Consider the following 23747-nt stretch of genomic DNA (forward strand, 5'->3'; position numbering starts at 1 on the left):
ACAATAGACGTATCTGTTTGATAAACAAATGCCAAATAACGGCATGCTTAGAAGCTTCAAGATGCACATCTCAATTCAACCTATACAGCTACAAAGGGAGAACACATGAATACGCCACTTATACCCGCTCCAGAGCTATGGGGCGAGAAACGATTTCATACCTGGAATTACGAAATGCACAACCAATTCCAGAACAAGGTGTTCAAAGTCATGCTGGACGCCGGGTTTACTTGTCCGAACCGTGACGGCACGATAGCCAAGGGCGGATGCACCTTCTGCAGCGCACGCGGCTCCGGTGATTTTGCAGGACGCAGGCGGGATGATCTCGTTACCCAGTTCAATACCATCCGGGACAGACAGCACCTGAAGTGGCCAAACGCCAAATATATCGGGTATTTCCAAGCCTATACCAATACCTACGCTCCTGTTGAAGAACTTCGGGAATACTACGAAGTAATACTGCAGCAGCCAGGTGTTGTCGGCCTGTCGATCGCTACGCGCCCCGACTGTCTGCCTGACGATGTCGTGGAATACTTGGCGGAGCTGAATGAACGAACCTATCTGTGGGTGGAAATGGGTCTGCAGACGATCCACGATTCAACCTCTGAGCTCATCAATCGTGCCCATGACACGGAATGTTACCTGGAGGCCGTCGAGAAGCTGCGCAAGCATAACATTCGTGTCTGCACCCACATCATATACGGTCTCCCGCAAGAAGACCATGAAATGATGCTGGAAACGTGCAGAGCCGTAGCCAAGATGGATGTGCAGGGCATTAAGATCCACCTGCTGCACCTGATGCGGAAGACGCCTATGGTGAAGCAGTATGAAGCCGGACTGCTGCGCTTCCTGGAGCAAGACGAATACATCAAGCTGATCGTGGACAGTCTGGAGCTGCTGCCCCCGGAAATGATTGTCCATCGCCTCACCGGAGACGCTCCCCGGGATCTGTTGATCGGACCGATGTGGAGTTTGAAAAAATGGGAGGTCCTCAATGGCATTGATGCCGAACTCAAACGCCGGAATACATGGCAGGGCAAATTGTGGAGGGAATCCTGATGGGCTTCCTCTCGGTGTTGAGTTTTGCCCACAAACTGGTGGCTGAGAGGCTCCGGCAAGGAGACATCGCTCTGGATGCCACAGCAGGCACCGGGGCCGATACGCTCTATCTAGCCAAATGCATAGGCTCAAGAGGCAAGGTGTATGCTTTTGATATTCAGGAGCAGGCGCTGCAGCTAACCCGCGAAAGGCTCGCCAAGGAATCGCCGGATTCGCTTCCCGCAATCTCCCTTCATCAGCAGAGCCATGCGCTCATGAAGAGCTGCGTTTCGGATCGCGATCACGGCCAAGTTGGCGCGGTTATGTTCAATCTCGGCTACCTACCGGCTGATTCGTCGGATAAACGGATCATGACGGAAACCGCCAGCACGCTAACGGCTCTGGAAGCCGCAATCGAGCTTCTCCGGCCGGGAGGCATTATCACGGTCGTGCTCTATCCGGGCCACAAAGGCGGCGACGCCGAAGCAGCCGCTGTGCAGGCATGGGCGGAGCGGCTTCCGCAGCACGCGGTGCAAACGATATTATATCGAGGCCTTCAGCGTGCAGATGCACCATATCTCATTGCATTGGAACGCAAGAAGCCCTTATGATATAAGTTCTTAAAGCAACCCAAAGTTAAAGCAGCCATAGAATTTCAAACATGACGAAAGGTAGTTGATGTACAATGACACAACCATATCCACTGTTATTTCAACCTGAATTCAAAGAACGCGTATGGGGAGGCCGCGCCCTCGAGCAATTCGGCCTGGATATTCCGGAAGGACATATCGGAGAAGGCTGGATGATCGCTGACCATCCGAACGGCACTACCAGCATTGTCAACGGCGAGCTGGCTGGCCGCGGCCTGGATCAGGTTCGGGAGCAATTCGGCCGGGAATGGTTCGGAAGCAAAGGATTCTCCGAAGTTAACGGACGTTTTCCATTGCTGATCAAGCTGCTTGACTGTAATGACAACCTCTCGGTTCAGGTCCACCCGACCGATGACTACGAAGGACTCCCGAAAGGCGAATTGGGCAAGACTGAAATGTGGTATGTGCTGGATGCGAAGCCTGACGCCAAGATCATTTACGGTCTGAAAGATCAGGTTAGCCGTGAAACCCTGAAGGAAGCCATGGAAAATGGGACCGTTATGGAGCAGCTTCGGGAAGTATCCGTAAAAGCCGGAGATACGTTCTACATACCTGCTGGTACGGTTCATGCACTTTGTGCCGGCGTTGTTGTGGCAGAGATCCAGCAGAACTCCGATACCACGTACCGGATTTTCGATTATAATCGCCCGGGCCTTGACGGCAAGCCGCGTGAGCTGCACATCGAGGATTCCCTGAATGTCACAGCTTACGAAGGGTCAGGCGCTACTACCATGAGCACGGATGGCACGGTACCTGGAGAATGGCTGGAGCTTGCCAGGTCTCCGTATTTTGTAGTGGAAAAAGGTGTTGTCAACGGAGCTTGGTCACAGTCCACTTCCCCTGAGAGCTTCACCATCATCGTGGTATGCGACGGTCAAGGAACGCTAAGCTGGGATAACGGCTCCATCGGCTATACATCGGGACAATGCTTCTTGCTGCCTGCTAATCTGGGCGCCTATACACTGGATGGGCAGTCGACGGTTCTTCGTTCTTATCTTCCTTAATAAGCTTATGTAACATGCTGTAATCCATTCGTTTTTGTGGAGGTGTAAAGCCCAAAAATGCAGACCGACACGTTTACGATACTGAATACGCAGGGCATGTATGTTTTTGTATATCAATGGCTTCCTGACCCGGATACTCCCACCCGTGCAGTCGTGCAAATTGCTCACGGCATGTGCGAAACTGGCAAACGGTACGAGGAGCTTGCTGAATTGCTTACAGGACATGGTTATGCCGTGTACTGCAATGATCATCGAGGTCATGGACAAACGGCCGGGCTTGAGTTTCTCGGCGATGCCGGGGAGAACGGGTTTGAAGGAATGATCGAGGATCAATTGCTTCTTGCTTCCGAGCTGCGCAAGCGGCATTCCGCTGTTCCTCATTACTTGATGGGACACAGCATGGGGTCCTTTTTGACACAGAAAATCATGTGTTCGAACGGGGAAGCATTCGATGGCTTCATCCTTTCCGGCTCAAACGGTCCCCAGGGAATGCTTCTGTTTGGCCTCAAGCTGGCCGCACTGCAGATGCGCTTCCAGGGTAACACACACCGAAGCGTGATGCTGAACGCCCTCGTGTTCGGCCCATACAACAGAGGCTTCGGCACCATCCGAACGCCATTTGATTGGTTGTCCCGGGATGAAGCGGAAGTCGATAAATATGTGAACGATCCCTACTGTGGTCAGGTGTGCAGTGCACAGTTCTTCCGTGATTTCTTCAAGCTGCTGTCCGAAATCCATAAGCCGGAATTGATGGAATGCCTGCTCAAGGATAAACCGATTTATATCTTCTCGGGTGAGGAAGATCCCGTCGGACAACGTGGCAAAGGCGTGCGGCGGTTGATTGAACTGTACCAGAAGTATGGCATTGAAGATCTGGAATACCGTTTGTATCCTGGCGGCCGTCATGAGATGCTGCACGAGATCAATCGAGATGAAGTAGCAGCCCATGTCCTCGATTGGCTGGAGCGGCATACAGCTGGATCAGGTGATACGACCCGGAAGCCGGAACAGATCATGTAAACATGCTTATTAATGTCTCAATCATAGAAAAGGATGCCTCAGGGTTGTAAACCTGGGCATCCTTTTTCTGTTTATCAATAATTGTCAGCGTTGAACAAACAAGCTGATTATTCTTCGTCGCTCGGTGTGCGGTCAATGATCAATTGTGTGACCTCGGTATAATCCCCGCGCTCCACTTCGTCTTCTGCTGCCTCTATACGCAAATCATCGTTGGTTTCCATCCCGGGCGCAATCGTCGGTTCATCATGCGAATGCGGCGCTCGCTCCTTCTGATTCCCGTTCACCAAACATCGCCTCCTCATATAGGTTGATGCGATTAGAATACCGATACCCGGGAAGTTTTATTCCGAGCGGGAGCTGCCCTTGTTACACTGGCACCGTGTAGTACTGCGGTTGCCCGGTTTCATTCTGCTGGTACAATACCAGCAGCATCGTTGCCGCCTCACCTTCGCCGCCGCTCGCCGGCAGGCCGATTCCTCCCTGAATGACATCATTCAGGTCAAAAGGCAGCAGCTCGATCATCGCATGTTTCTGCAGGTCGCGCTCAGTGATTCCCAGATCGGCGAAATCGCCGGACAGTGCCGCAGGCTTCTCAACAATATGACGAACATGGGCGGTCCACTGGGCTTTATCCTGTGTATGATCCCACCAAATTTTACGCGGCTTGTACTTATGGCCCAGGAAATAATCAAATTTCATAAGACCCAGAATGACCTCCATATGTCGCGTTTTTCGATGCTGAAGAAATGCGGTCAAGCGCGTAAACAGATCCTCCAGCTGATGGCCGATTTTCTGCCAGCCCTGTCCTTCCCAATAGTCACCGAACTCCTGGAAGAAATCAAACGGGGATGTAAATTCATGCTTCATCAGATAATTCACGGTATGGTCCATTCGGTGCGCGTTCCAATACTTCTCAAGCACGTCCTCCAGCCTCTTCAATCGAACGATATCCGAGAATGGAAGCACGTCGCTGCCTAAAATCTCATATGGAGCATGATCCATATACGTGTAATTATACTTCTCCGCATCAATCCGCAGTCCAGTTCCCCGAAGCATCTTCAGAAAGCCTAACTGCAGTTCCTCCGGTCCGAGGGCAAATACATCATTGAACGTTTTGCGGAAGGTATCGTAGTCCTCTTCAGGAAGCCCTGCAATCAAATCCAAATGCTGGTCGATCTTGCGGCTGTCCTTGATCATGGTCACCGTGCGGGACAGCTTGGTAAAATTCTGGCGCCTTTTCACCAGCTCATTCGTTGGATCGTTGGTAGACTGTACCCCGATCTCAAATCGAAAAATGCCGGGAGGGGCATTTTTCGCCAAGTAATCCAGAACCTCGGGACGCATGATATCCGCCGTTATCTCAAACTGGAATACGCAGCCGCCATGATTCTCAATCAAAAACTCGAACATGTCAAGCGCATAATCCCGCTTAATGTTAAATGTCCGGTCCACGAATTTGATCAGCTTCGCACCGTTCTCAATCAGATAGAGAATATCCTTCTTGGTCCGTTCGATGTCGTAGTAGCGAACACCCACCTCAATGCTCGACAAGCAGAACTGACAGCTGAAAGGGCACCCCCGGCTGGTCTCAAAATATACGACCCGCTTCCCGAGATGCGGTATATCCTCCGGAAAACGATGCGGCGAAGGCAGCTCTGCCAGAATGCTTTTGGGTCTTCCCGGATTCACGATCACTTCGCCCTGTTTACGGTAGGCCACGCCATACACAAAATGAAATTTCCGGTCGCCTTCTATCGTTTGCAGCAGATGGTGGAACGTTTCCTCGCCTTCCCCCATCACGATAAAGTCGACATTATGCAGCCGTTTCATCCAGTAGTCCGTATCGTAGGAAACCTCGGGTCCGCCCAGTATGATCGTGACTTCCGGCATTATCTTCTTCACGATGTCGATCACTTTAATCGTCTCTTCGATATTCCATATGTAACACGAGAATCCGATCACATCCGGCTTGCGCTGGAACAGGTCGGAGACAATATTCATCACCGGGTCCTTGATCGTATACTCCGTCAATTCAATATCGAAATCCTTCTCGCTATATGCCTTCAGGCAGCGAATCGCCAAAGAGGTATGGATGTACTTGGCATTCAGGGTTGTTAGTATGACTTTCATGGTAGTGTCCACTTTCCTTCTAAATAATATATTCCGTGCTTCTGACCTGCGGCAGCTCGTTATTCATAGTCATACAGGTTGTCACTGTCAGGCGATGCGCCCGGTCCGTTCAGGAAAAAATCCAGGAACGGGCGGCCATATTTGCGGAATTTCACTTCCCCGACCCCTTTGACATTCAGCATCTCATCCTCACTCTGCGGGCAGGCCACACTCATCTCACGCAGCGTTGCATCATTAAAAATGATGTAAGAAGGCACATGCTCTTTGCTTGCCAGCTCACGCCGAATCAGGCGAAGCTGTTCGAATACCGTTTCATTCACAGCGGACGGCGAGTAATCGCGACGGCCGCTGCTTCGCTGGCTGCCTGCTGCTTTTGAAGGTCGCGGAACGCGCTGCATGACTTCGCGCTGCCCTTTTAACACGTCTGCCGCCTCGCTTTGAAGTTTCACGACAGGATACTGGCCTTCGGTCAACGCCAGAAACCCTTCCGAAATCAGCACATTGATGGTCTCGGAAATCTCCTTCTCCGTCCGATTGGACATCACACCATAGGTCGGAAGCCGGTCAAAACCGTATTCCAGCACCTTTTTGGCACGTGATCCCTTCAGCACGGAGGCGATCATGGACACACCAAAACGTTCACGCATCCGGTGAATGCAGGAGAAGATTTTCTGCGCATCCACCGTGATGTCCACAAGCTCACGGTCATCGGTGCAGGAGCTGCACGTGCCGCAAGGCTTGTCCTCATGCTCTTCCCCGAAATAATCCAGCATCGCGCTTCGCAGACAGCGGGTCGTGTAACAGTAATCAATCATCTGCTGCAGCTTCCGGTAATCATTCTGTTTGCGCTCGCCTTCCTGCGGATTCTGTTCAATTAAGAATTTCTGCGTCATGATGTCCTGGGCGCTGAACAGCAGTATGCACTGGCTCGGCTCGCCGTCCCGCCCTGCACGGCCAGCCTCCTGAACGTAGGACTCCATGTTTTTCGGCATATTGTAATGAATGACATACCGAACATTGGATTTATCGATCCCCATCCCAAATGCATTCGTTGCCACAATGACCCGGATGTCGTCATACAGGAAGGCCTCCTGGCTGTCTGCTCGCTCCGAATCACTCATTCCGGCATGATATCGGCCGGCAAGAAGCCCTTGAGCCTGCAGCCTCTGAGACAGATCATCCACCTCTTTGCGAGTTGCAGCATAGATAATGCCCGGCTGGTGGGTATGCGAAGCCGCGTAGTCGAGCACAAACTCGCGCTTGTTCTCACCGCGCAGAACCGACATCTCCAGATTATCCCGCCCAAGTCCCGTTACGAATACTTGCGGCTGCTCCAGACGAAGCAGACGCTGCATGTCCTCCATAACCTCAGGTGTCGCCGTTGCCGTAAATGCGGCTACAATCGGCCGCTTAGGCAATCCTTTAACGAAAGGCGCCACCGAGAGATAACTTGTCCGGAAGTCATGACCCCACTGGGATACGCAGTGAGCTTCATCGACGGCAACAATCGAAATATCGAGTCCTGCCATCTCCTCCCGGAACCAATCCAGCTCAAGCCGCTCCGGGGCAACATACAACAGCTTCAGGTCTCCCCGTTTCGCTGCGCGTATGCGCTCGTTCACTTCTTTGCCGCTGAGCGTGCTGTTGATATAAGCAGCCGCAACGCCCGCCGTCGTGAGTGCATCCACCTGATCCTTCATTAAAGAGATCAAGGGGGATACTACCAACGTCAGACCGGGATACAGCAGTGCCGGAATCTGATAACAGATGGATTTGCCTCCACCGGTCGGCATGATTCCCAGCGTGTCCTGGCCTTCCAGAAGACTGGCAACAATTTTCTTCTGACCATCCCGAAAATCAGGATAACCGTAATATTTCTGCAGATAATCCCGCGCTGTATTCATGTTGGTTGATTCTCTATCATTTGTTTCCACATTCATGGATAAAAACTCCTTATTTCACCTTGGTTTTCCGTTTTGGAAACGCTCATCCTTTAAGTTTAACGGCCTTTCCGTGAATGGGCAACCGAATCCAAGAAGGAAATTGCATTTGATAACGAGAACTTGATAATCATGGAAACAAAATGCCTTACGTTCATAGTCAAAAATATAAACACCCAAAGTTGGTGATCCCTAGTGAATGATGAACATACCGGAGCCGTACAGCAAGTCATTCAATATATGAAGGAGCATCTCGATGAGCCTATGACAACACAGCAGCTCGCCGATCTCGTAGGATACAGCCCCTTCCACTTCTCCAGAGTATTCAAACGCGTAACCGGCATCTCGGTCAGGCAATACCTGTCTGCGCTAAGAGTCGAATCCGGCAAAACTGAACTCCTCAAGAGACCCTCCCTGCTCGTTAAAATCGGGATGACTATCGGTTTATCCAGTCCGGGCACCTTCAATACCCGTTTTAAGCAGTTTGTCGGTCTGTCCCCGAAGCGATTCCGGTCCACATCCGAATCCCTGCATCAGTATGTGAATCAGTATGAGAACAAACCGTTAAGTTGGGCTGAGGAAGAACTCAATGACTTACCCCGGATCCATTGCCAGATTGAAGCTCCGGAGAATTTCCGCGGCATGATCTATGTCGGGGTGTTCCCGAGGCCCGTTCCCGACCAGAAGCCTATAAGCGGTACAGCTGTCAATCTTAGAAACCGGTCCTGTATATTGACCCACATTCCAGCCGGCACGTACTATGTGCTGGCTGCCGGCATCCCCTGGAGCCTGAATCCTCGGGATTACTATCTGCTGAACAACTCCTTGCGCGGCAAGCTCGATAATCCCGTTCATATTGACGAGACTACCGATCTGTCGGTCAAGATTACCCTGCGGGAGCCGCTGCCCTATGACCCTCCGATCGTGGTCAACCTGCCTCTGCTATTGTTCGAGAAGGATCGGGGCAACAGCGCAAAGTAGAAGAATTTTGGAATAGCCTGTCCCTCTATACTGAATTTATAGAATAAGCAATCTGAACGCTTGATCGTTAGATGATGGAGGCAAAAGACATGACCATAATTCAAGAAACCCGGATCGAAGCGGCACCCGAGTTACCTTGGAGCATACAGGCTGGAAGGATTCGCAAGAATGGCTGCAAGCCAGAGAATGGGATGTGAATGCCTGGGAAGACATGTTAGCCAGCCTGAAATCGAGCTTCGAATCAGGAGATGGCATTCTATGCTGCGAGTAAACCAATTAAACTAGAGGAGTGAATAACTATGCCCAATCTATGCGTTCTGTCGATTAATGTAAGTAACATGGATCAAGCCAAGCAATTTTATTGCGACATTCTGGGATTTCAAATTTCCAAGGCATACAGTGAAGAGATCATCAGTTTGGAAAACGAGGGCCTCTCTCTTGTTCTGCAGAAATGCGACCGCATTACAAAAACGGATTACCCGCATGAGGCGCAGGTGATTATCGGAATCGAAACTGCTGATGTGAGCGCTGCCATATCGAAGTACAAATCGCAGGGCGTTGAGGTGATCTTTGATACGCCGCAGCCTTGCCCTCCCGGTCTGTACAGTGCGATTCGGGACCCGTTTGGCAACGTAATAGAACTGCTTGAGTTTACGGAGTAAACGTACGAAACCCAAAGGATACGCTGCGTGTAGCAGGGTATCCTTTTTTTATGCAGCGAATGCTTGACTCTGTGCTTTCCTTAGAACCCTCTGTTAAGGTTTAACCTGATACGGGTAAGAACATATTGTTGCAAACCTCTGGAGTCAGAAGCATCGATAGATTAGGAATTACCGGTTTCGGAAATAATAGGTACTCGAACTGATACACTAACTACACAAGGGGAAATTCATATGGATATTACACCGGAACAACGTGTCACCCTGCATGGGTTCAACAACCTGACGAAATCGCTCAGTTTTAATATGTACGATGTCTGCTACACCAAGACCCGGGAAGAACGGGAAGCCTATCTTGAGTATATTGACGAGCAGTACAATGCGGATCGGCTTACCAACATATTAAGCCACGTGGCCGAAATTATCGGAGCCCATGTGCTGAATATTGCTAAGCAGGACTATATCCCTCAAGGAGCCAGCGTTACGGTGCTCGTATCCGAAGGGCCTGTCGTTGAGGTTTCGGAGGAATCCTATGACGAGTCGCCGGGACCACTGCCAGGCAACGTTGTGCTGCAGCTCGACAAGAGCCATATCACCGTCCACACGTATCCGGAATTCCATCCGGACGAAGGCATCAGCACCTTCCGTGCAGATATCGATGTGTCAACCTGCGGGGAAATCTCGCCGCTCAAAGCCCTGAACTACCTGATCCACTCGTTTGATACGGATATTATGACAATAGACTATAGAATCCGTGGATTTACCCGGGATATTCACGGTCACAAGCTGTTCATCGACCATGAAATCAGTTCCATTCAGAACTACATTCCCGACGAAGCCAAGGATTTGTTCGATATGATTGACGTCAATGTTTACAAGGAAAACATCTTCCACACCAAGTGCAAGCTGAAGCAGTTTGACCTGGACAACTATCTGTTCGGTTACACCAAGGACAAGCTGGCAGAAGGCGAGCAGCAGGAGATAACAGAGCGTATCAAGCTGGAGATGGATGAGATCTATTACGGTAAGAACATGGACCGCAGTTATTGACGATTCGGATATATTAAACAAGGCTGGGCTCTCATATGAGCCCGGCCTTGTTTGCCGCTTCTATGGCTTCTTCCCGGTTACGGACGCCCATTTTGGCATACAGGGCTGAAGCGTAATTCCTTACGGTGCCATCAGACAGATACAATTTCATCGCAATCGATTTGTACCGCATGCCTTTGGAGAGATGCTGCAGAATCTCCATCTCCCTCGGCGTCAGATCATATAAAACCCTGAGCGGAGATGACTCCGGAGCACTAGTATCCAGGGGAGCAATGGCCGTCTTCTCCTCAAGAAAATCACTCGCGTCCCCTTCGAACAGCTTCGCGGAAATGGAAGGATCCATCAGCGTTCCGCCTCGAATCACGATTCGGATATGTTCGGCAAGTTCACGGGGCTCCATCGTCTTCAGTAAATAACCGTCAGCCCCGCTTCGCATAGCCTGGACGGCCTTGTCCTTCTGCTCAAACGTGGTCAGGATGACCACCTTGATGAAGGGCCAGCGCTGTTTGATACTCTGAGTCGCTGTAATGCCATCCATCACGGGCATTTCCAGATCCATCAGAATGAGGTGAGGTTGGAGTTCCTCGCACATGTTCACGGCATCCAGACCATGTTCTGCACGCCCAACCACCTCGAAATCCCTCTCCGATTCCAGAATCATTCCGAGACTATCCCTGACAAAGGGTTCATTATCCACCAGCATTAGCTTTATGACATCGTCTGCCGGCTTCAGCGCCCTGGGCAGGCTGCAGGTCACAACCGTGCCTTCTTCGGAATCCGAGTGGATCGATACCTGCCCTTGAAGGCGGCTGGCTCTTTCTTTCATGGCGCTTAAGCCGAAGCCTTCCTGGATTCGGGCAGTTCCTCTGCCGTTATCTTGTATCTCAAGCCGGGTCTGCTGCAGCTCAAATTGAAGCAGAACATCCATCCTCGTAGCATGGCCGTGCCGCACGCTGTTGGTCAAAGATTCTTGCAAACAGCGGTAGAAGGTCATTTTCGCCTGCCGTGATATCTGATACTCATCCCCAAGTACTCTGAGCCCTACCTTAACCCCGGCGTTCCGCCCAAACTCCTCTGCTGCCTGTTGGAGTGACTGTACCAACGGAAGCTGCTCCTGTGGAGAATCCATCTCATGCAAATACCCTCTGATCTCATCCAGACTTGTCCGCGTCAATTCCAGCAGATCAGACAGCTTATGCTGTGCAGCTGCATCAGCTGCCGTAGAGCGAAGGCTTTCCAGCCCCATAATGACAGCGGTATACGTATGACCCATCGTATCATGCAGCTCCTTGGACAAGCGTTCGCGCTCTTCGAGCAGCGTGACCCGCTCAACCTGAGACAAATACTGCTCCAACACCGTATTTTGCGTTCGAATGATTTCATTCTGGCGATGATTGACCATTAACAGATGAAAAGCAAATCCAAATGCAAACGCAAGCGCGACATGAACCATCATCAGGATCAAATTCGTTGATGGCGCATACAGCTTGATCAGCAGCGGTATCAGCACTATAGTAACTGGCCCCGTCCATCGATACGCAATGCCCGAGCTATTCGCAGCCATCAGAAAAGCCGGTACAATAAATGACAGATAGGCTGCCGGAAAAATGGAGGTCAAATATATAGAGATACCGCCCGAAATGACGGTTTCCGTAACCCAATATGCTTTATGATTCAACAGCAGGCACAGCCATGGTACCGAGAAAGCCGCCAATTCCCACAAGACGACAACCCATAACGCCAGAGTAAACTGATCTCGAAGCTCAATGAACGTTAAGATCAGAGAGATGCAGGCCACCATGCGGAGCAGGAGCATCGCCCATTCGTACCACTTCCATTGCTTCACGATGTCAAACAAAGCTACCACTCCTTGTATTTCCTCTCACGATACCTCACTAATATGACATGGCGCCCAGCATGTGTCTACTGCCAAACGGAGAACATCCATTGCGTGTAGCGGCCTGTCAGTCTGGCTGCCCCCTTAGCTGCCCACGACCCGACGTAAGCAAAAAGAATGCCAGCCACCATCACAAGCAGGGATTTCGGCAACGTATCAATGCGAAGGTTCCCTAAATTCACATCCACAACCGAACTGGTCCATGGTGCCAATATCCACAAGACAGGGACAATACAAAATATAACGCCACAGAATAAACTAATGATGCCAACGATAAACTTCAGCATTAACATCGACACCGCTTTCCAATTTCGTACGTTCGCAAGCTCTTCCTTGGCCTGAGTCCAGGAAGACCCAGAGTGCGCCTTCCTCTTCATAACAGGCTCAATCGTAATATCCGTATAGAACTTTGTCTGGATCCGGTCATAATTCATGAAGGTCCGGGTCGTTCGCAGAAGATACGTAAGGATCGGTATTCCCACGATGGTAAAACACATACTCAAGCCAAACACCAGGCCCACGAGATAATAGCAAAAATAAAATACCCCGGTTCCGAAAGTCAACATCAAAAAACAAAAGTTCAACAGATATTCCCTCAGCCATTTCTTCATACTTATCAGAGCTCCCTTCAGGTCTTGGCGACCTCGATTTCCTGTATCCTACTTCACCCATTGTCATATCGGACAGTGTCAAATTGTCATATGACACTGCTGCATCAAAGAGATGACAGCTTGTTACTGGCCGATATGACAACCCGTTTGCCATACTGTGGGAGATCAAGCCGTCCAAGCCCCAAGATGATGAAATGCAGGATCAAGGAGCCATCGGACCAGCCTTATCCAATCTCATAACTGAAGGAGTATGATATCAATGAAATGGAACAACCCGAAACTGAAAAAGGCATGTTTATTTGTAACGACCGGAGCTCTTGCAGCGGTTGCACTATTGGGGAATGGACCTCTTATAACCGTAGCCTCGAATACGACAACGAATACGATTACCTCTCCGGCGGTATTATCCGCCCCGGTCCGTAACGGACCTGAGGATGTACAGGAGTTGTTAACATTCGCTGATCCGCTGTTTGCCGACAAAATGAAAAAATTCAATGTCGCCGGATCCAATTTTGTGGTTGTCAAAGATGGCAAAGTGCTTGTCAGCAAGGGTTATGGGTATGCCGATAAAAAGAAGCAAATTCCCGTAGATTCTCAGACCGTATTTCAGATTGCTTCCATTAGCAAGACGTTCACGGCCTTGGCAGCGATGCAGCTCGTGGATCAGGGCAAAATCCAATTGGACCATAACATAGAAGAATATTTGGCCGGATTGAAGATTCCGAACAAGACAGGGAAGCCGATCACCATGTTCGACTTGCTGACGTACACCAGCGGCGTGGATAAGCCTGACATTACCACCTACGTCTCACCGGAATACGTGAAGCAGGACATTCCGACCAGAGAATTTTTGGAGAAGCATATGCCTACCGTGGTCCGTCCGCCAGGAGAAGCTTATACGTACGACAACTTTGCCTTTCTGCTCGCCGGTTACGCAGTGGAGAATATGAGCGGCATGCGTTATGACCAATATATGAAGAAGAATATTTTCGAGCCTTTGGGAATGAAATCCACAAGTGTGCGATTCACACCGGAGCTGCTTGCGCGGCTGGCCTCCCACTACAGCCCGGCCGGAGAGTTCCAGCCGCTGTCTGGTCACGCTCCAACTGATGGACCTCAGGGAAGCATCTTATCCACGGGCGAAGACATGGCGCAATATCTTCTGATGCAGCTGCAAAATGGCAGGGCTGGCGATAAACAGCTGGTAAGCCCGCAAAGCTTGAAGCAGATGCACACTTACCAAACCTTCGCAGAAGCCTCGATCCCCATCGCCACCGTTGGCTTCGAAGGCTACTACAAAGAACTAATGAATGGACACCATGTCGTCCTGAAAGGCGGCAATATGCCGGGACATTCCTCCTTAATGGTATTGATTCCGGAGCATAATACGGGCTTTTACATGTCCTATAATAACGACACCAACATGAGCTTGGAGATCTACGAGGCGTTCATGGATCACTACTTCCCGGAAACGGAAGCAAGTCCGCAGCCTGCATTCGTAGAATTAAGCAAAGAGGAAGCCAAGCCATATACCGGGATTTATCAAAACACCCGGGCTTTCAGCATTCGAACTCAATTCGCTTACGAGAACGGCCATCTTACCATGGAAGATTCCACAACGGGTAAACATACGCTTCAGAAAATCAATGCCCTGCTGTTCCAGGATGAGCTGGGAAACAAAGTCAGCTTCAAAAAAGGAGCAGCCGGACAAATCCAATATTTTTACTACACCAGCCCAGTCGGTCTGGGTGTCGTAGCGGAATCTCAGAAAATGGAGTCTAAACCTCCTTTTGCAGATGTGCCGTCAAACAGCAAGTTTAGAACCCACATCGATCATTTGCAGACTTTGGGCTTAATCCAGGGCATAGGGGGAAATCGCTTTGATCCCAAAGGAACGATGACGCAGGGACAATTCGCAGACCTGCTGATCCCAGCCCACGGCTGGAATATATTCCCTGTCGCGGCCAAAGCCAATCAACAGCAAATGATCCAAGGCATTCCCGGTTATCATCGCTCGAAGCCTATTACAAGGCAAGTTGCCGCTGTCATGATCCAGAATCTAAGACAGCTGAACGTGGATACCAAGGTTACCTTATCCGGTTCGACAGATGCCTGGGCGGTAGAAGCCGTTCAAGCGCTTGTCGGAAATGGTGTCGTGGACCCGGACACCCGCGTCCAACAAGACGGCTCGGTCCACTTTCGTTCCAAGCAGCTGCTCCTTCGTCAAGAAGCCTGTGCGCTGCTGGACAAGGCTTTTAACTACTACGCCCTCCCGATAGCCTTGAAATAAATCATGGATCAATAAGTTCTGCACCCCTCGCTGCAGGACTTATTGATATTCCCCTTTATATCCAACAAGGAAATAAACTCTGTTTTTTAAATCAAATGGCCTGTTTTTTGTATGTTGCCAATCCCCAATGTTCCATACAATGAAAGTGATTTTCCAATAACTTGCCATTCCATAAGGGAAGGAGGATTTCCACACCCCGTAAATGAAAGCGCATACGGATGGCTGTATATCAGCATCCACACCAACCATGGAAAGGTGGCTGAACATGAAGAAAGGAATAATCATCGGCTTTTACCGCAAGCTGCTGGCAGCAGCCCTTATCATTCCACTTATGATTGGCGGTAGCAGCCCATTGTTTGCGGCGGAATCACATGACCTGGAGGGCAGTCCTCAGGAAGCAAATGCGAAAGCCAGCCGCATCCAGCTGGAATATTTGGACAGGGGGATCGTATCGGCCCCCACATCGGAAGGTATCTTCCTGAGCTGGCGTTTGCTTGCTGATGAAGTGACCGGCTATAGCAGCAAAGGACTGACCGGTCCGATCTTCCATGTATACCGGGACGGCGCCAAAATTGCCGTTGTGGAGAACAGCACCAACTATCTGGACCCATCAGGTACAAGTTCATCGACCTATTACGTATCCGCCGTTATCGACGGCAAGGAAGTGGATCAAAGTGCAGACTCTGCCCCCTGGTCCTCCCCTTACTACGACTTGAAGCTCCAGAAACCGGCGGCTGGCATGACGCCTGCCGGAGAGCCGTATACGTATTCCGCGAATGACGCCAGCATCGGGGATGTCGACGGCGACGGGCAGTATGAGTTTTTTGTCAAATGGGACCCCTCCAACTCCAAAGACGTTTCCCAGATAGGATACACCGGCAACACTTACATTGACTGTTACACACTGGAGGGTACCCTGCTGTATCGGATCGACCTCGGTGTAAACATTCGTTCAGGCGCACACTATACGCAGTTCATGGTCTACGACTTTGACGGTGACGGCAAAGCGGAAATGATGCTCAAGACAGCACCCGGCACTAAAATTCTGCGCTATGACCCTGCGGGCAACATGACCTCCCAGAGATACATTACGCTGCTGCCCGAGGATGTGAAGGCTGGTTACTCCAATCAGGACGATTACCGGCTGAGTAAAGACGGCTATTACGAGCATATGGTGAGTTTGTTCATGAATTGGCATCAGCATGAAGAGGTCGCAAGCGGCCATTGGCCGGCTATACTGGAAGAAAGCTTCGGGATGGAAAAAAAATACAGCTATCCGCTCTCCCGCACCGATGCCGAAAGTCTGGTCGATGATTTCATGGATCGTTATGCGCCGCAGCGAAGCGCCCGCAATAATCTCCGGGCCTTCGAAGGGTTTATCGTGGAGGGTCCGGAATATCTCAGTGTATTCGAAGGCGCAACCGGCAAAGAGCTGGAAACCATCCGTTACAAACCCGGCAGACATGACGACGGTCTGATGTGGGGCGATTATGCGATGGCCCGAATTGAGCCAGGGAATCGCGTGGACCGCTTCCTTGCTGCTGTCGCTTATCTTGATGGAGTACAGCCCTATGCCGTATTCGCTAGGGGATATTACACCCGATCCACGCTGGTCTCCTATCAATGGGACGGGAAGCGTTTAAAGGAGCATTGGTACGTGGACAGCGGCTGGACGCCCATGACCAATCCGTTCAACGACAGCCCGCATGGCCGGGACGGAACCGATGCCGTCTTCGGTACGTTGACAACGCAAGGGGCACACTCTCTGAGTGCGGCCGACGTCGATGGAGACGGCAAACAGGAAATCGTATACGGCTCCGCAACGATTGACCATGACGGCACGCTGCTGTACAGCTCCATGGACGTGCTTCCGCCCCAGAGCGCAGATCCCGGTACGGTGGCTCGCCTTGGGCACGGGGATGCGATGCATGTGACCGATATCGATCCGGATCGACCGGGTCTCGAAATCTTCATGGTTCATGAAGGCGGCACTTATGCCCCTTACGGTTATTCCCTCCGTGACGCTGCAACAGGCGAGCTGCTGTACGGTGGTTATACCGGAAAAGACACCGGCCGCGGCATGATTGGGGATATCGATCCCGATCAGCGGGGACTTGAAACCTGGGCTGTCGGGACGTGGACTGCAGACGGGAAGCAGCTTTCCACCGCCATGCCGGGCACAAACATGAACATCAAATGGTCCGCCGACATGACAACCCAGATCATTAACGGAAATTCAGATCTGACGCCTTCCATTGAGCGCTGGCGCCATGGAACACTGCTCACCGCAGAAGGCACACGCACCAATAACGGTACGAAGGGAAATCCGGCGCTCGTTGCCGATATCTTCGGAGACTGGAGAGAAGAGCTGGTGGTGCGCACTACGGACAGCTCCGCACTTCGGATCTATCTGAGTACCGAGGTCACCGACCGAAAACTCTATACGTTAATGCATGATCCGCAGTACCGGGTAGAGGTTGCCCGGCAGAATACAACGTATAACCAGCCTTCTTACACCAGCTTTTATTTTGCATCCGATACGGACTTTTCAGCTGTTCCCGTTCCTTACTATCAATCACCGGGCATGCTGGATTTGCTGGAAAACCGGGTGAGCGAATATGCCCTCTCGGGCGAACTGACAAATCCGCTGCACTCCCGGCTCACCCATTCCCTGAAGCAGGCGAAGTTTCACATGAGCAAAGGCTCCAGGGGGCAAGCGCTCAAATTCATGAATACATTTATTGCTCAGCTTGAGGAGATGAAGAAACCGGGAACGATATCGAATAAAGCACGGTTGAATCTGTCTTACCAAGCCCATGCCCTCATGGGCTTGTGGAAGTAGCATGATCCCTCAGTAGTATCACTCCCTAATAAAGCCGCCCCACTCCAATTTCTATATTGGCAGTGCAGGCGGCTTTAAAGGCTTTAACCTATAAACCGTGTATTAGAATTGAACCGAAAATCCGTCAAACCGGTGAATTCCCGTCCCAAATCGAACCAGGTCCTGCTTCCGCAGTGCTTGCACCGCTGCTCGAACCTCGTCCAGCAGGACCGGGTCCAGCCCGATCGTATTATGGGCTCCGTAAATCCGCTTCACCCCGTCGATATCCGCTATCCGCTCCAGCGAGTTCACCAGATCCTCCGGGCTTGTCGTAGGGTAAAATGCGTAGACCGGCGTCTCGTCATACAACAAATCCCCCGTGAACAAATATCCCCGGCTCGGATCAAACAATGCGATATGACCGGGAGAATGACCCGGTGTGTGGTAGATGACTAAATTTCGCCCGCCAAGCTCCATGATATCTCCATCCCGGAGGAGACCGGTCGGCTGCCCTTGGTAAGGCGTGTACGCTGCGGGATCAAAGGAGGCCGGTACGGGTCTTGTGATATCGCGTGATATATCCTTGCGAAACTGTTCAACAGAGAGCTTCTTAATACCGCTGACAAGCCAGTCCTCCTCAGCCTCATGCACATAAATATCTTCATATTGCCCGTGACTGCCGATATGGTCCGCGTGAACATGCGTGGTCAGTACCATGATGGGTAAATCCGTCAGCTGATCCGTCATCCGCTTCATGTTGTCGATGCCGAGTCCCGTATCAATCAATGCCGCCCGCTCGTCGCCAATTAATAAAAACGAGTGCACCTTCTCCCAATGACCGTATTCACTGATCACAAACGTAGTGTCGTCAAGCTTGGATACGGTAAACCAGACATCATCGATCACGACTTGATATGGTTTATGCTCCATATGTATGTCCCCCTCATTCAGCTTTATTTAGCCGTTTATGTCCTTACGATTATCCTGAAATGCAATCAAAGACATATAATAACTTTTCTCTTCTGCGGTCAGAGATGTCCCACCTGCTGGGGGCGGCTCCATCCTGAAGTGCTTGTCCATAAGCAATTTGAACTCCTCTATAAAAGCATGAAAGCTCTCCTGTGTAGCATGGAAACGATAGGTCGAGGCCAGATTTTTCCGGTGATGCTCATTCGCGCTGCTCAAGGCAAAAGAAGCTGCCGGTGCATGCTCAATCTTCGTCCGGGTAATATCCAGCGTCTCCATAAAGACCTGCCGCGAGGTTTCCACCAAATCGAGGCTGGGGAGCAAGTGATCTTCCGGAATAAAACGGCTCGCGACAGCGCGATAATATTTCTGAACGATCCCGTTCTTCTCTTCCTTGCGGACGATCTGAATAACCCCGTGTTTCTCCAGCTCTTTCAAGTGAAAATAAATATTGTTTCGCGTTATATCCAGCATCTCTGCCAATTGCTGTCCCGTATGGGCATCCTTTACGAGTTTCATCAGTATTTTCGTGCGGAGCGGATCGGCAATCGCCTTCAGCTGCTCATGGGTTTTAATTTTATAGACACCCGTAATTTCCAATTTAACACCTCTCTATACTTTACCGGTAAAATTAATTTTACTGTTGGTCGTGTATCATCCTAACATGTCAACTATCCACAGTCAATCCTGTTATCCTATAGTCGGCATGTTCCCCTTCTATGACCGAATTGTGATATAGTAGCCTCATCGTATTTATGTCATTATGATTTTCGAAGGATGTGCCTTATGTTTGACCCCAATATATTTGATAATTTAAAGGTTGGCATTGAGAATGTCGTCTATGACCTTGACAATCTGGATGAAGTTATTCATGTAATCGGCAGGGCAGACCTGCTGGATATGGCCGTTATGTCCAGAAGCTTCAGCCTTCGATTCGAGTTAGTTCAGCAGCCCATGACTTCGGCTGAGATTATTCTGGAGACGGGACTGCGTGATCTTGCCACTGAGATTTTGGAAATTTCGGAGGGACAGCCTGGCTGTGAGCTGAAGCTCCGCTTCTATAAACATATCGCAGATGTTTCCAGGGAATGTCCGGTCATTTCGCAGATCGTGGAGGAGATATGGAAGCCCGAGCTTCGTCCGGTGCAAACGATAAGTTACACCTACGGCAACGATTCGCCTCAATTACACAACACCATTGAGCTTCGCTTTCCCCGCAAAATTAACGAAGAACAGATGGGGGATATCCAGAACATGATCGAGTTTATGCTTCGTACGCTGGGGGAATTAAACCGGATGTAACTAGCAAGGGGCTCTATAGTGTACAAGAATTAGAGAGGAGTGAGTTCTAGTGAAACGGTTCATTCTGTCTGCTGGGATCGGATTAACGATGATTTTCGGCATAACTTGGTTGATCCGCTTGGTGAAAGACGATACCTTTCTAATTGCACATTTTATACTAGGACTTGCCGGTATCATCATGCTGAGTTACTCCATAGGCAGCTATCTCATAAAAAGAAAGAGCCCACCCTATCATTAAATAGAGGTCGGGCTCTTCTGCTATATTCTTATGCAACCACCAATCGGATCCAGATATCCGATGGATCCTGGACTGCCCAGACGCCATCCCGCTGCTCCAGCTGCAAGCCGGCCTCACGGATACGCCCGGTGACGGCCTCAAGCTCCTCATGGCTTGGAAGCACAATGCTATAATCCTCGATTCCCGCAGCGCTCCGCGGGGTGTTCGGAATACCGCGTCCAGCCCATACATTCAGTCCGATATGGTGATGATATCCACCAGCAGATATAAACAGCGCAGCATCTCCGTAATGGGCCGTCACCTCAAAACCCAGCACGTCGCAATAAAACGCCCGTGCATCCTGCAGGCTGGACACATGGAAATGCACATGCCCGATCACGGTGCCTTCCGGAAGTCCATACCATTCCTTATCCTTGGATAAAGCGAGCAGACCCTCCACATCGACAGGATCGGTGGTCATCACATATTCACCCTTGGCATCCCGCTTCCAGGTATCCTGCGGGCGATCGGCATAAATCTCGATGCCATTTCCATCGGGATCATTAATATACAATGCTTCGCTGACCAGATGGTCGCCTTGACCAACCGGAATATTATGAGCAATTAAATTCGCAAGTGCGAGCCCCAATGATTCCCGGTCCGGAACGAGAATTGCAAAATGGTATAGACCCGCCGTTCGGGTCTGGGGTCTGACCAGATCCTGAACCTCCTCTACAATCAGCAGCGGCTGCTTGCCGTCCGCCGTCAGCTCGGCCACTCTGCCGTGTTGGCGAAGCATTTTCAAACCAACGACCTCCGTATAAAAGCGTACGGATTGTGCCAGATTGCTGATGCGCAGAGAAACCGGTCCGAGATTTGTGGATGGATGTAGTATGGCTGTCATGTTCTCACTCCTTAAATGTTGTTTGTATTCCAGAAAATATATTCATCTGTTCTATAAGGACAACTTGTAATCAAATCAGTTACATCTAACTTGTAATCATTATAGTTACAGGACGTGACTTTTGTCAAATACAGTAATTAACATTTCAACTATTTGCACTACTACCGCTAACAAAAAGAAAACGCCCTTCCCACACTAGGACAGAGCGTTGATCATCACTAATTTTCGTTTAATGTTCCATTAGCTGAAGCGTAGATATTCCTGATGATCTCTTCCAAACTCACCTCATGCAGCGTATTCTCCATCGCCTTCTGAGCAGCAGAGAAGACCGGTACAATGGCCGTTTGTATATGTTTGCCCACAGGACACTTCGTGTCCGAATTCTCGTGAATGCTGAACAGGGAATCCTCCTGCACGACGTGAACGGCATGATAAATATCCAGAAGCGTAATCTCGGCTGGATGCTTCGCCAGCTTCGCGCCTGCAACTCCAGGTTTAACCTCAACAAGGCCCGCTTTACTCAGCATGCCGACAATACGCCGTATGACCACCGGATTCGTATTCACACTCTCTGCAATATAATCTGAGGTGCTGATCCCAGCCTTATTCATCTCCAGCACGGAAAGAATATGGATAGCCACTGCAAATCGGCTGCTTATATTCATGTGATCCCTCCTGACGGTCCCAATCTTCAAATAACTAGCATGTAACCATCATAGTTACATTACACCGCAAAGTCAACGATCAAGCCCCGCCAAGAGCATGAAGTGCGCTATATCAATCCAAGGAACACGGTCCCTCATATGTAATTTAACGATTCGGATATCCGATGTATTCAGGAGCTGCTCGCCAACTGGTCTGATGAAGAGACCACACTGGAGAATCTGATGATCCCGCCTGCGAAATAAAGCTCATCCCTTCATGAAAAAAAGCCTCTTTCACGCTATGGGTCAGTCCCATATGGCTGAGAGAGGCTTTTCACGTTTAGGATCCGCTGGATTTAGAACATCGGGAATACGTATTTGATAAGGAAATACAAGAAACCAAAAAAGATGATCAGATATGCAACGTACTTGATTAAAGTAGAAGCCACCCTGCTGGAGTCGCTGCGCTCCTCGATGTTCCGAGTCTCAATCTCCACGTCATGGTCCTGGCGCTGCCTGCTCATAGTCTCCACCTCCATCCGATTCTGTAGTGCAGATGATGGTAATCTCTTGAAGCTTACTACTCTTTACACACTCGTCAAGAGATTGAACCATTCTGCAAGGGAGACTGGAGTAATTGATAGTACCTTAGCAGGCCTTGTTATTTAAAGAAAGCCAATCATGGCAGGCAGCACGATGAAGGAAGCCAGTGTGGTCCACAGGATGCACCTGGATACAAGCTTCGGTGCGGCGTCATACTCTTCCGCAAGGATCACGGCGTTTACCGCCGCAGGCATGGCGGACAGAATCAGAATAACCGAGAATAATGTTCCCTTAATGGATAGTATCGCGAGCAAGCCCCAAGCCACTAACGGGCCGATCAGCATTCGCATCGCCATCCCCGACCAGAATCCGCGCCTTGTGACGGATAAAGACGTTCCAGCTTCCCGTACGCCTACCATCTGAGCGCCCAGAATCACAAGGGCCAGTGGCGCATAAGCTGCGGACAGCATGGATACGCCGGTTTCCAACCCTTGCGGGAGCTGGAAATCCGTCACGCGGAAGAGCACGGCGAGCGCCGCTGCGTAGACCGAGGGAAGCGTGAATACCGATCGGATCGCTTTGACTGCCGAAAAATGTGATCTTGCTGCCAGATACACGCCTAATGTATTCATAATGATAATTTGTACAATGACATAGATGGAGGCTTTATCCAGCCCTGCCTGCCCGAAAGCCAGCAGCACGAGCGGAAGTCCATAATTCACGCTGTTGGTGAAGATGGTGGTCAAGGCAAGCCCGGATTTTTCCGTTTGGGACAGACCCAGCATTTTCCCGGCGAAGGCACTGAGTGCCCACAGGACCATCACGTTCAGAAGACAAAACGCAACCGTGACCGTGACCTCGTTCGAGGTTATAGAAGCCTTCTCCAGCGTCTCGAAGATGAGGGCCGGGCTTAACACATACAAAGACAAGGCCGAGAGCGCCTTGGTTTCGATTCCCTTAAAGCGTTTGAGCAGCGCTCCACCGATGACAGGCAGAGATATGGGCAGGAATACGCTATAAATCGTAGCTAAGAAAGAAGAGATCATGGAGTTCACCCTTAAACAAATTAAAATATCACGT

General features: G+C 50.4%; 22 protein-coding genes. 11 read left to right on the forward strand and 11 right to left on the reverse strand.

Annotated elements, in window-relative coordinates; all coding sequences use genetic code 11:
* Positions 1-105: 105 nt before the first annotated feature.
* From mnmL to M2277_RS25600, 4 genes are all read left to right on the forward strand, one after another.
* Positions 106-1059, forward strand: a complete 954-nt coding sequence (mnmL, locus tag M2277_RS25585) for a tRNA modification radical SAM protein MnmL/YtqA (protein ID WP_036639725.1) — start codon at positions 106-108, stop codon at positions 1057-1059.
* On the forward strand, positions 1059-1649 hold the full coding sequence (gene mnmM / locus M2277_RS25590) for a tRNA 5-(aminomethyl)-2-thiouridylate-methyltransferase MnmM (protein ID WP_006212264.1): 591 nt from the start codon (positions 1059-1061) through the stop codon (positions 1647-1649). Before mnmL ends, mnmM begins: the two co-directional genes overlap by 1 nt.
* A 74-nt stretch (positions 1650-1723) precedes the next feature.
* On the forward strand, positions 1724-2692 hold the full coding sequence (locus tag M2277_RS25595; protein ID WP_280755935.1) for a type I phosphomannose isomerase catalytic subunit: 969 nt from the start codon (positions 1724-1726) through the stop codon (positions 2690-2692).
* Between the two features lie 57 nt (positions 2693-2749).
* On the forward strand, positions 2750-3712 hold the full coding sequence (locus M2277_RS25600) for an alpha/beta fold hydrolase (protein ID WP_148246589.1): 963 nt from the start codon (positions 2750-2752) through the stop codon (positions 3710-3712).
* A 107-nt stretch (positions 3713-3819) separates the two neighbouring features.
* On the opposite strand, the gene M2277_RS25605 is transcribed toward M2277_RS25600, so the two are convergent.
* The 3 genes from M2277_RS25605 to recQ all read right to left on the reverse strand — a co-directional run bounded on the left by M2277_RS25605 (position 3820) and on the right by recQ (position 7782).
* Positions 3820-3996: a hypothetical protein gene (locus M2277_RS25605; RefSeq protein WP_006212269.1), complete on the reverse strand. Its 177-nt coding sequence runs from the start codon at positions 3994-3996 to the stop codon at positions 3820-3822.
* Positions 3997-4078: 82 nt separating this feature from the next.
* Complete coding sequence (locus tag M2277_RS25610; RefSeq protein WP_148246588.1) at positions 4079-5842, reverse strand: B12-binding domain-containing radical SAM protein; 1764 nt, start codon at positions 5840-5842, stop codon at positions 4079-4081.
* 59 nt (positions 5843-5901) lie between these two features.
* Positions 5902-7782, reverse strand: a complete 1881-nt coding sequence (recQ, locus tag M2277_RS25615) for a DNA helicase RecQ (protein WP_036639733.1) — start codon at positions 7780-7782, stop codon at positions 5902-5904.
* Positions 7783-7977: 195 nt separating this feature from the next.
* On the opposite strand from recQ, the gene M2277_RS25620 reads away from it, so the two are divergent.
* The 3 genes from M2277_RS25620 (at position 7978) to speD (ending at position 10472) form a co-directional block, all read left to right on the forward strand.
* Positions 7978-8763 (forward strand): AraC family transcriptional regulator, encoded by a 786-nt coding sequence (locus M2277_RS25620; RefSeq protein ID WP_076151554.1) that lies wholly within the window; start codon positions 7978-7980, stop codon positions 8761-8763.
* A 299-nt stretch (positions 8764-9062) separates the two neighbouring features.
* Positions 9063-9425 carry a VOC family protein gene (locus M2277_RS25625; protein ID WP_006212273.1) on the forward strand — a complete coding sequence of 121 codons (363 nt, stop codon included), beginning with the start codon at positions 9063-9065 and terminating at the stop codon, positions 9423-9425.
* Between the two features lie 231 nt (positions 9426-9656).
* Entirely contained in the window at positions 9657-10472 is an 816-nt protein-coding gene (gene speD, locus M2277_RS25630) for an adenosylmethionine decarboxylase (protein ID WP_006212274.1), read from the forward strand.
* Between the two features lie 31 nt (positions 10473-10503).
* Here the strand turns inward: speD and M2277_RS25635 are convergent, their stop codons facing one another.
* Both M2277_RS25635 and M2277_RS25640 read right to left on the reverse strand, forming a co-directional pair.
* On the reverse strand, positions 10504-12330 hold the full coding sequence (locus tag M2277_RS25635; protein WP_280755936.1) for a response regulator: 1827 nt from the start codon (positions 12328-12330) through the stop codon (positions 10504-10506).
* Between the two features lie 65 nt (positions 12331-12395).
* Positions 12396-12980: a sensor domain-containing protein gene (locus tag M2277_RS25640; protein WP_063480445.1), complete on the reverse strand. Its 585-nt coding sequence runs from the start codon at positions 12978-12980 to the stop codon at positions 12396-12398.
* A 259-nt stretch (positions 12981-13239) separates the two neighbouring features.
* On the opposite strand from M2277_RS25640, the gene M2277_RS25645 reads away from it, so the two are divergent.
* Both M2277_RS25645 and M2277_RS25650 read left to right on the forward strand, forming a co-directional pair.
* Positions 13240-15270 carry a serine hydrolase domain-containing protein gene (locus M2277_RS25645; protein WP_280755937.1) on the forward strand — a complete coding sequence of 677 codons (2031 nt, stop codon included), beginning with the start codon at positions 13240-13242 and terminating at the stop codon, positions 15268-15270.
* Between the two features lie 265 nt (positions 15271-15535).
* Positions 15536-18112, forward strand: a complete 2577-nt coding sequence (locus tag M2277_RS25650; RefSeq protein ID WP_280755938.1) for a rhamnogalacturonan lyase — start codon at positions 15536-15538, stop codon at positions 18110-18112.
* A 102-nt stretch (positions 18113-18214) separates the two neighbouring features.
* On the opposite strand, the gene M2277_RS25655 is transcribed toward M2277_RS25650, so the two are convergent.
* Together M2277_RS25655 and M2277_RS25660 are read right to left on the reverse strand one after the other, a co-directional pair.
* On the reverse strand, positions 18215-19021 hold the full coding sequence (locus M2277_RS25655; protein ID WP_280755939.1) for an MBL fold metallo-hydrolase: 807 nt from the start codon (positions 19019-19021) through the stop codon (positions 18215-18217).
* A gap of 27 nt (positions 19022-19048) precedes the next feature.
* Positions 19049-19657, reverse strand: coding sequence for a winged helix-turn-helix domain-containing protein (locus M2277_RS25660; RefSeq protein ID WP_006212279.1), 609 nt, complete (start codon positions 19655-19657; stop codon positions 19049-19051).
* Positions 19658-19843: 186 nt separating this feature from the next.
* Here M2277_RS25660 and M2277_RS25665 point away from each other — a divergent pair, with 186 nt between their 5' ends.
* Positions 19844-20359: a hypothetical protein gene (locus tag M2277_RS25665; protein WP_006212280.1), complete on the forward strand. Its 516-nt coding sequence runs from the start codon at positions 19844-19846 to the stop codon at positions 20357-20359.
* A gap of 49 nt (positions 20360-20408) precedes the next feature.
* Positions 20409-20597 (forward strand): hypothetical protein, encoded by a 189-nt coding sequence (locus M2277_RS25670; protein ID WP_006212281.1) that lies wholly within the window; start codon positions 20409-20411, stop codon positions 20595-20597.
* Positions 20598-20625: 28 nt separating this feature from the next.
* On the opposite strand, the gene M2277_RS25675 is transcribed toward M2277_RS25670, so the two are convergent.
* The 4 genes from M2277_RS25675 to M2277_RS25690 all read right to left on the reverse strand — a co-directional run bounded on the left by M2277_RS25675 (position 20626) and on the right by M2277_RS25690 (position 23713).
* Complete coding sequence (locus tag M2277_RS25675) at positions 20626-21480, reverse strand: VOC family protein (protein WP_006212282.1); 855 nt, start codon at positions 21478-21480, stop codon at positions 20626-20628.
* A gap of 218 nt (positions 21481-21698) precedes the next feature.
* Positions 21699-22145, reverse strand: coding sequence for an Rrf2 family transcriptional regulator (locus M2277_RS25680; protein ID WP_280755940.1), 447 nt, complete (start codon positions 22143-22145; stop codon positions 21699-21701).
* Between the two features lie 335 nt (positions 22146-22480).
* Positions 22481-22648, reverse strand: a complete 168-nt coding sequence (locus tag M2277_RS25685; protein ID WP_006212284.1) for a hypothetical protein — start codon at positions 22646-22648, stop codon at positions 22481-22483.
* Positions 22649-22789: 141 nt separating this feature from the next.
* On the reverse strand, positions 22790-23713 hold the full coding sequence (locus M2277_RS25690; protein ID WP_280755941.1) for an AEC family transporter: 924 nt from the start codon (positions 23711-23713) through the stop codon (positions 22790-22792).
* Positions 23714-23747: the final 34 nt, after the last annotated feature.

The sequence above is a fragment of the Paenibacillus sp. LBL genome (genome assembly GCF_029893715.1).
In the GTDB taxonomy this organism is placed as follows: Bacteria; Bacillota; Bacilli; order Paenibacillales; family Paenibacillaceae; genus Paenibacillus_AQ; species Paenibacillus_AQ glucanolyticus.

Excerpts from the sequence above, each read along its gene's own strand:
- mnmL (WP_036639725.1), top strand. The coding sequence starts at position 106 with ATGAATACGCCACTTATACCCGCTCCAGAGCTATGGGGCGAGAAACGA.
- mnmM (WP_006212264.1), top strand. The coding sequence starts at position 1,059 with ATGGGCTTCCTCTCGGTGTTGAGTTTTGCCCACAAACTGGTGGCTGAG.
- M2277_RS25595 (WP_280755935.1), top strand. The coding sequence starts at position 1,724 with ATGACACAACCATATCCACTGTTATTTCAACCTGAATTCAAAGAACGC.
- M2277_RS25600 (WP_148246589.1), top strand. The coding sequence starts at position 2,750 with ATGCAGACCGACACGTTTACGATACTGAATACGCAGGGCATGTATGTT.
- M2277_RS25610 (WP_148246588.1), bottom strand. The coding sequence starts at position 5,842 with ATGAAAGTCATACTAACAACCCTGAATGCCAAGTACATCCATACCTCT.
- recQ (WP_036639733.1), bottom strand. The coding sequence starts at position 7,782 with ATGAATGTGGAAACAAATGATAGAGAATCAACCAACATGAATACAGCG.
- M2277_RS25625 (WP_006212273.1), top strand. The coding sequence starts at position 9,063 with ATGCCCAATCTATGCGTTCTGTCGATTAATGTAAGTAACATGGATCAA.
- speD (WP_006212274.1), top strand. The coding sequence starts at position 9,657 with ATGGATATTACACCGGAACAACGTGTCACCCTGCATGGGTTCAACAAC.
- M2277_RS25640 (WP_063480445.1), bottom strand. The coding sequence starts at position 12,980 with ATGAAGAAATGGCTGAGGGAATATCTGTTGAACTTTTGTTTTTTGATG.
- M2277_RS25645 (WP_280755937.1), top strand. The coding sequence starts at position 13,240 with ATGAAATGGAACAACCCGAAACTGAAAAAGGCATGTTTATTTGTAACG.
- M2277_RS25650 (WP_280755938.1), top strand. The coding sequence starts at position 15,536 with ATGAAGAAAGGAATAATCATCGGCTTTTACCGCAAGCTGCTGGCAGCA.
- M2277_RS25655 (WP_280755939.1), bottom strand. The coding sequence starts at position 19,021 with ATGGAGCATAAACCATATCAAGTCGTGATCGATGATGTCTGGTTTACC.
- M2277_RS25665 (WP_006212280.1), top strand. The coding sequence starts at position 19,844 with ATGTTTGACCCCAATATATTTGATAATTTAAAGGTTGGCATTGAGAAT.
- M2277_RS25675 (WP_006212282.1), bottom strand. The coding sequence starts at position 21,480 with ATGACAGCCATACTACATCCATCCACAAATCTCGGACCGGTTTCTCTG.
- M2277_RS25680 (WP_280755940.1), bottom strand. The coding sequence starts at position 22,145 with ATGAATATAAGCAGCCGATTTGCAGTGGCTATCCATATTCTTTCCGTG.
- M2277_RS25685 (WP_006212284.1), bottom strand. The coding sequence starts at position 22,648 with ATGAGCAGGCAGCGCCAGGACCATGACGTGGAGATTGAGACTCGGAAC.
- M2277_RS25690 (WP_280755941.1), bottom strand. The coding sequence starts at position 23,713 with ATGATCTCTTCTTTCTTAGCTACGATTTATAGCGTATTCCTGCCCATA.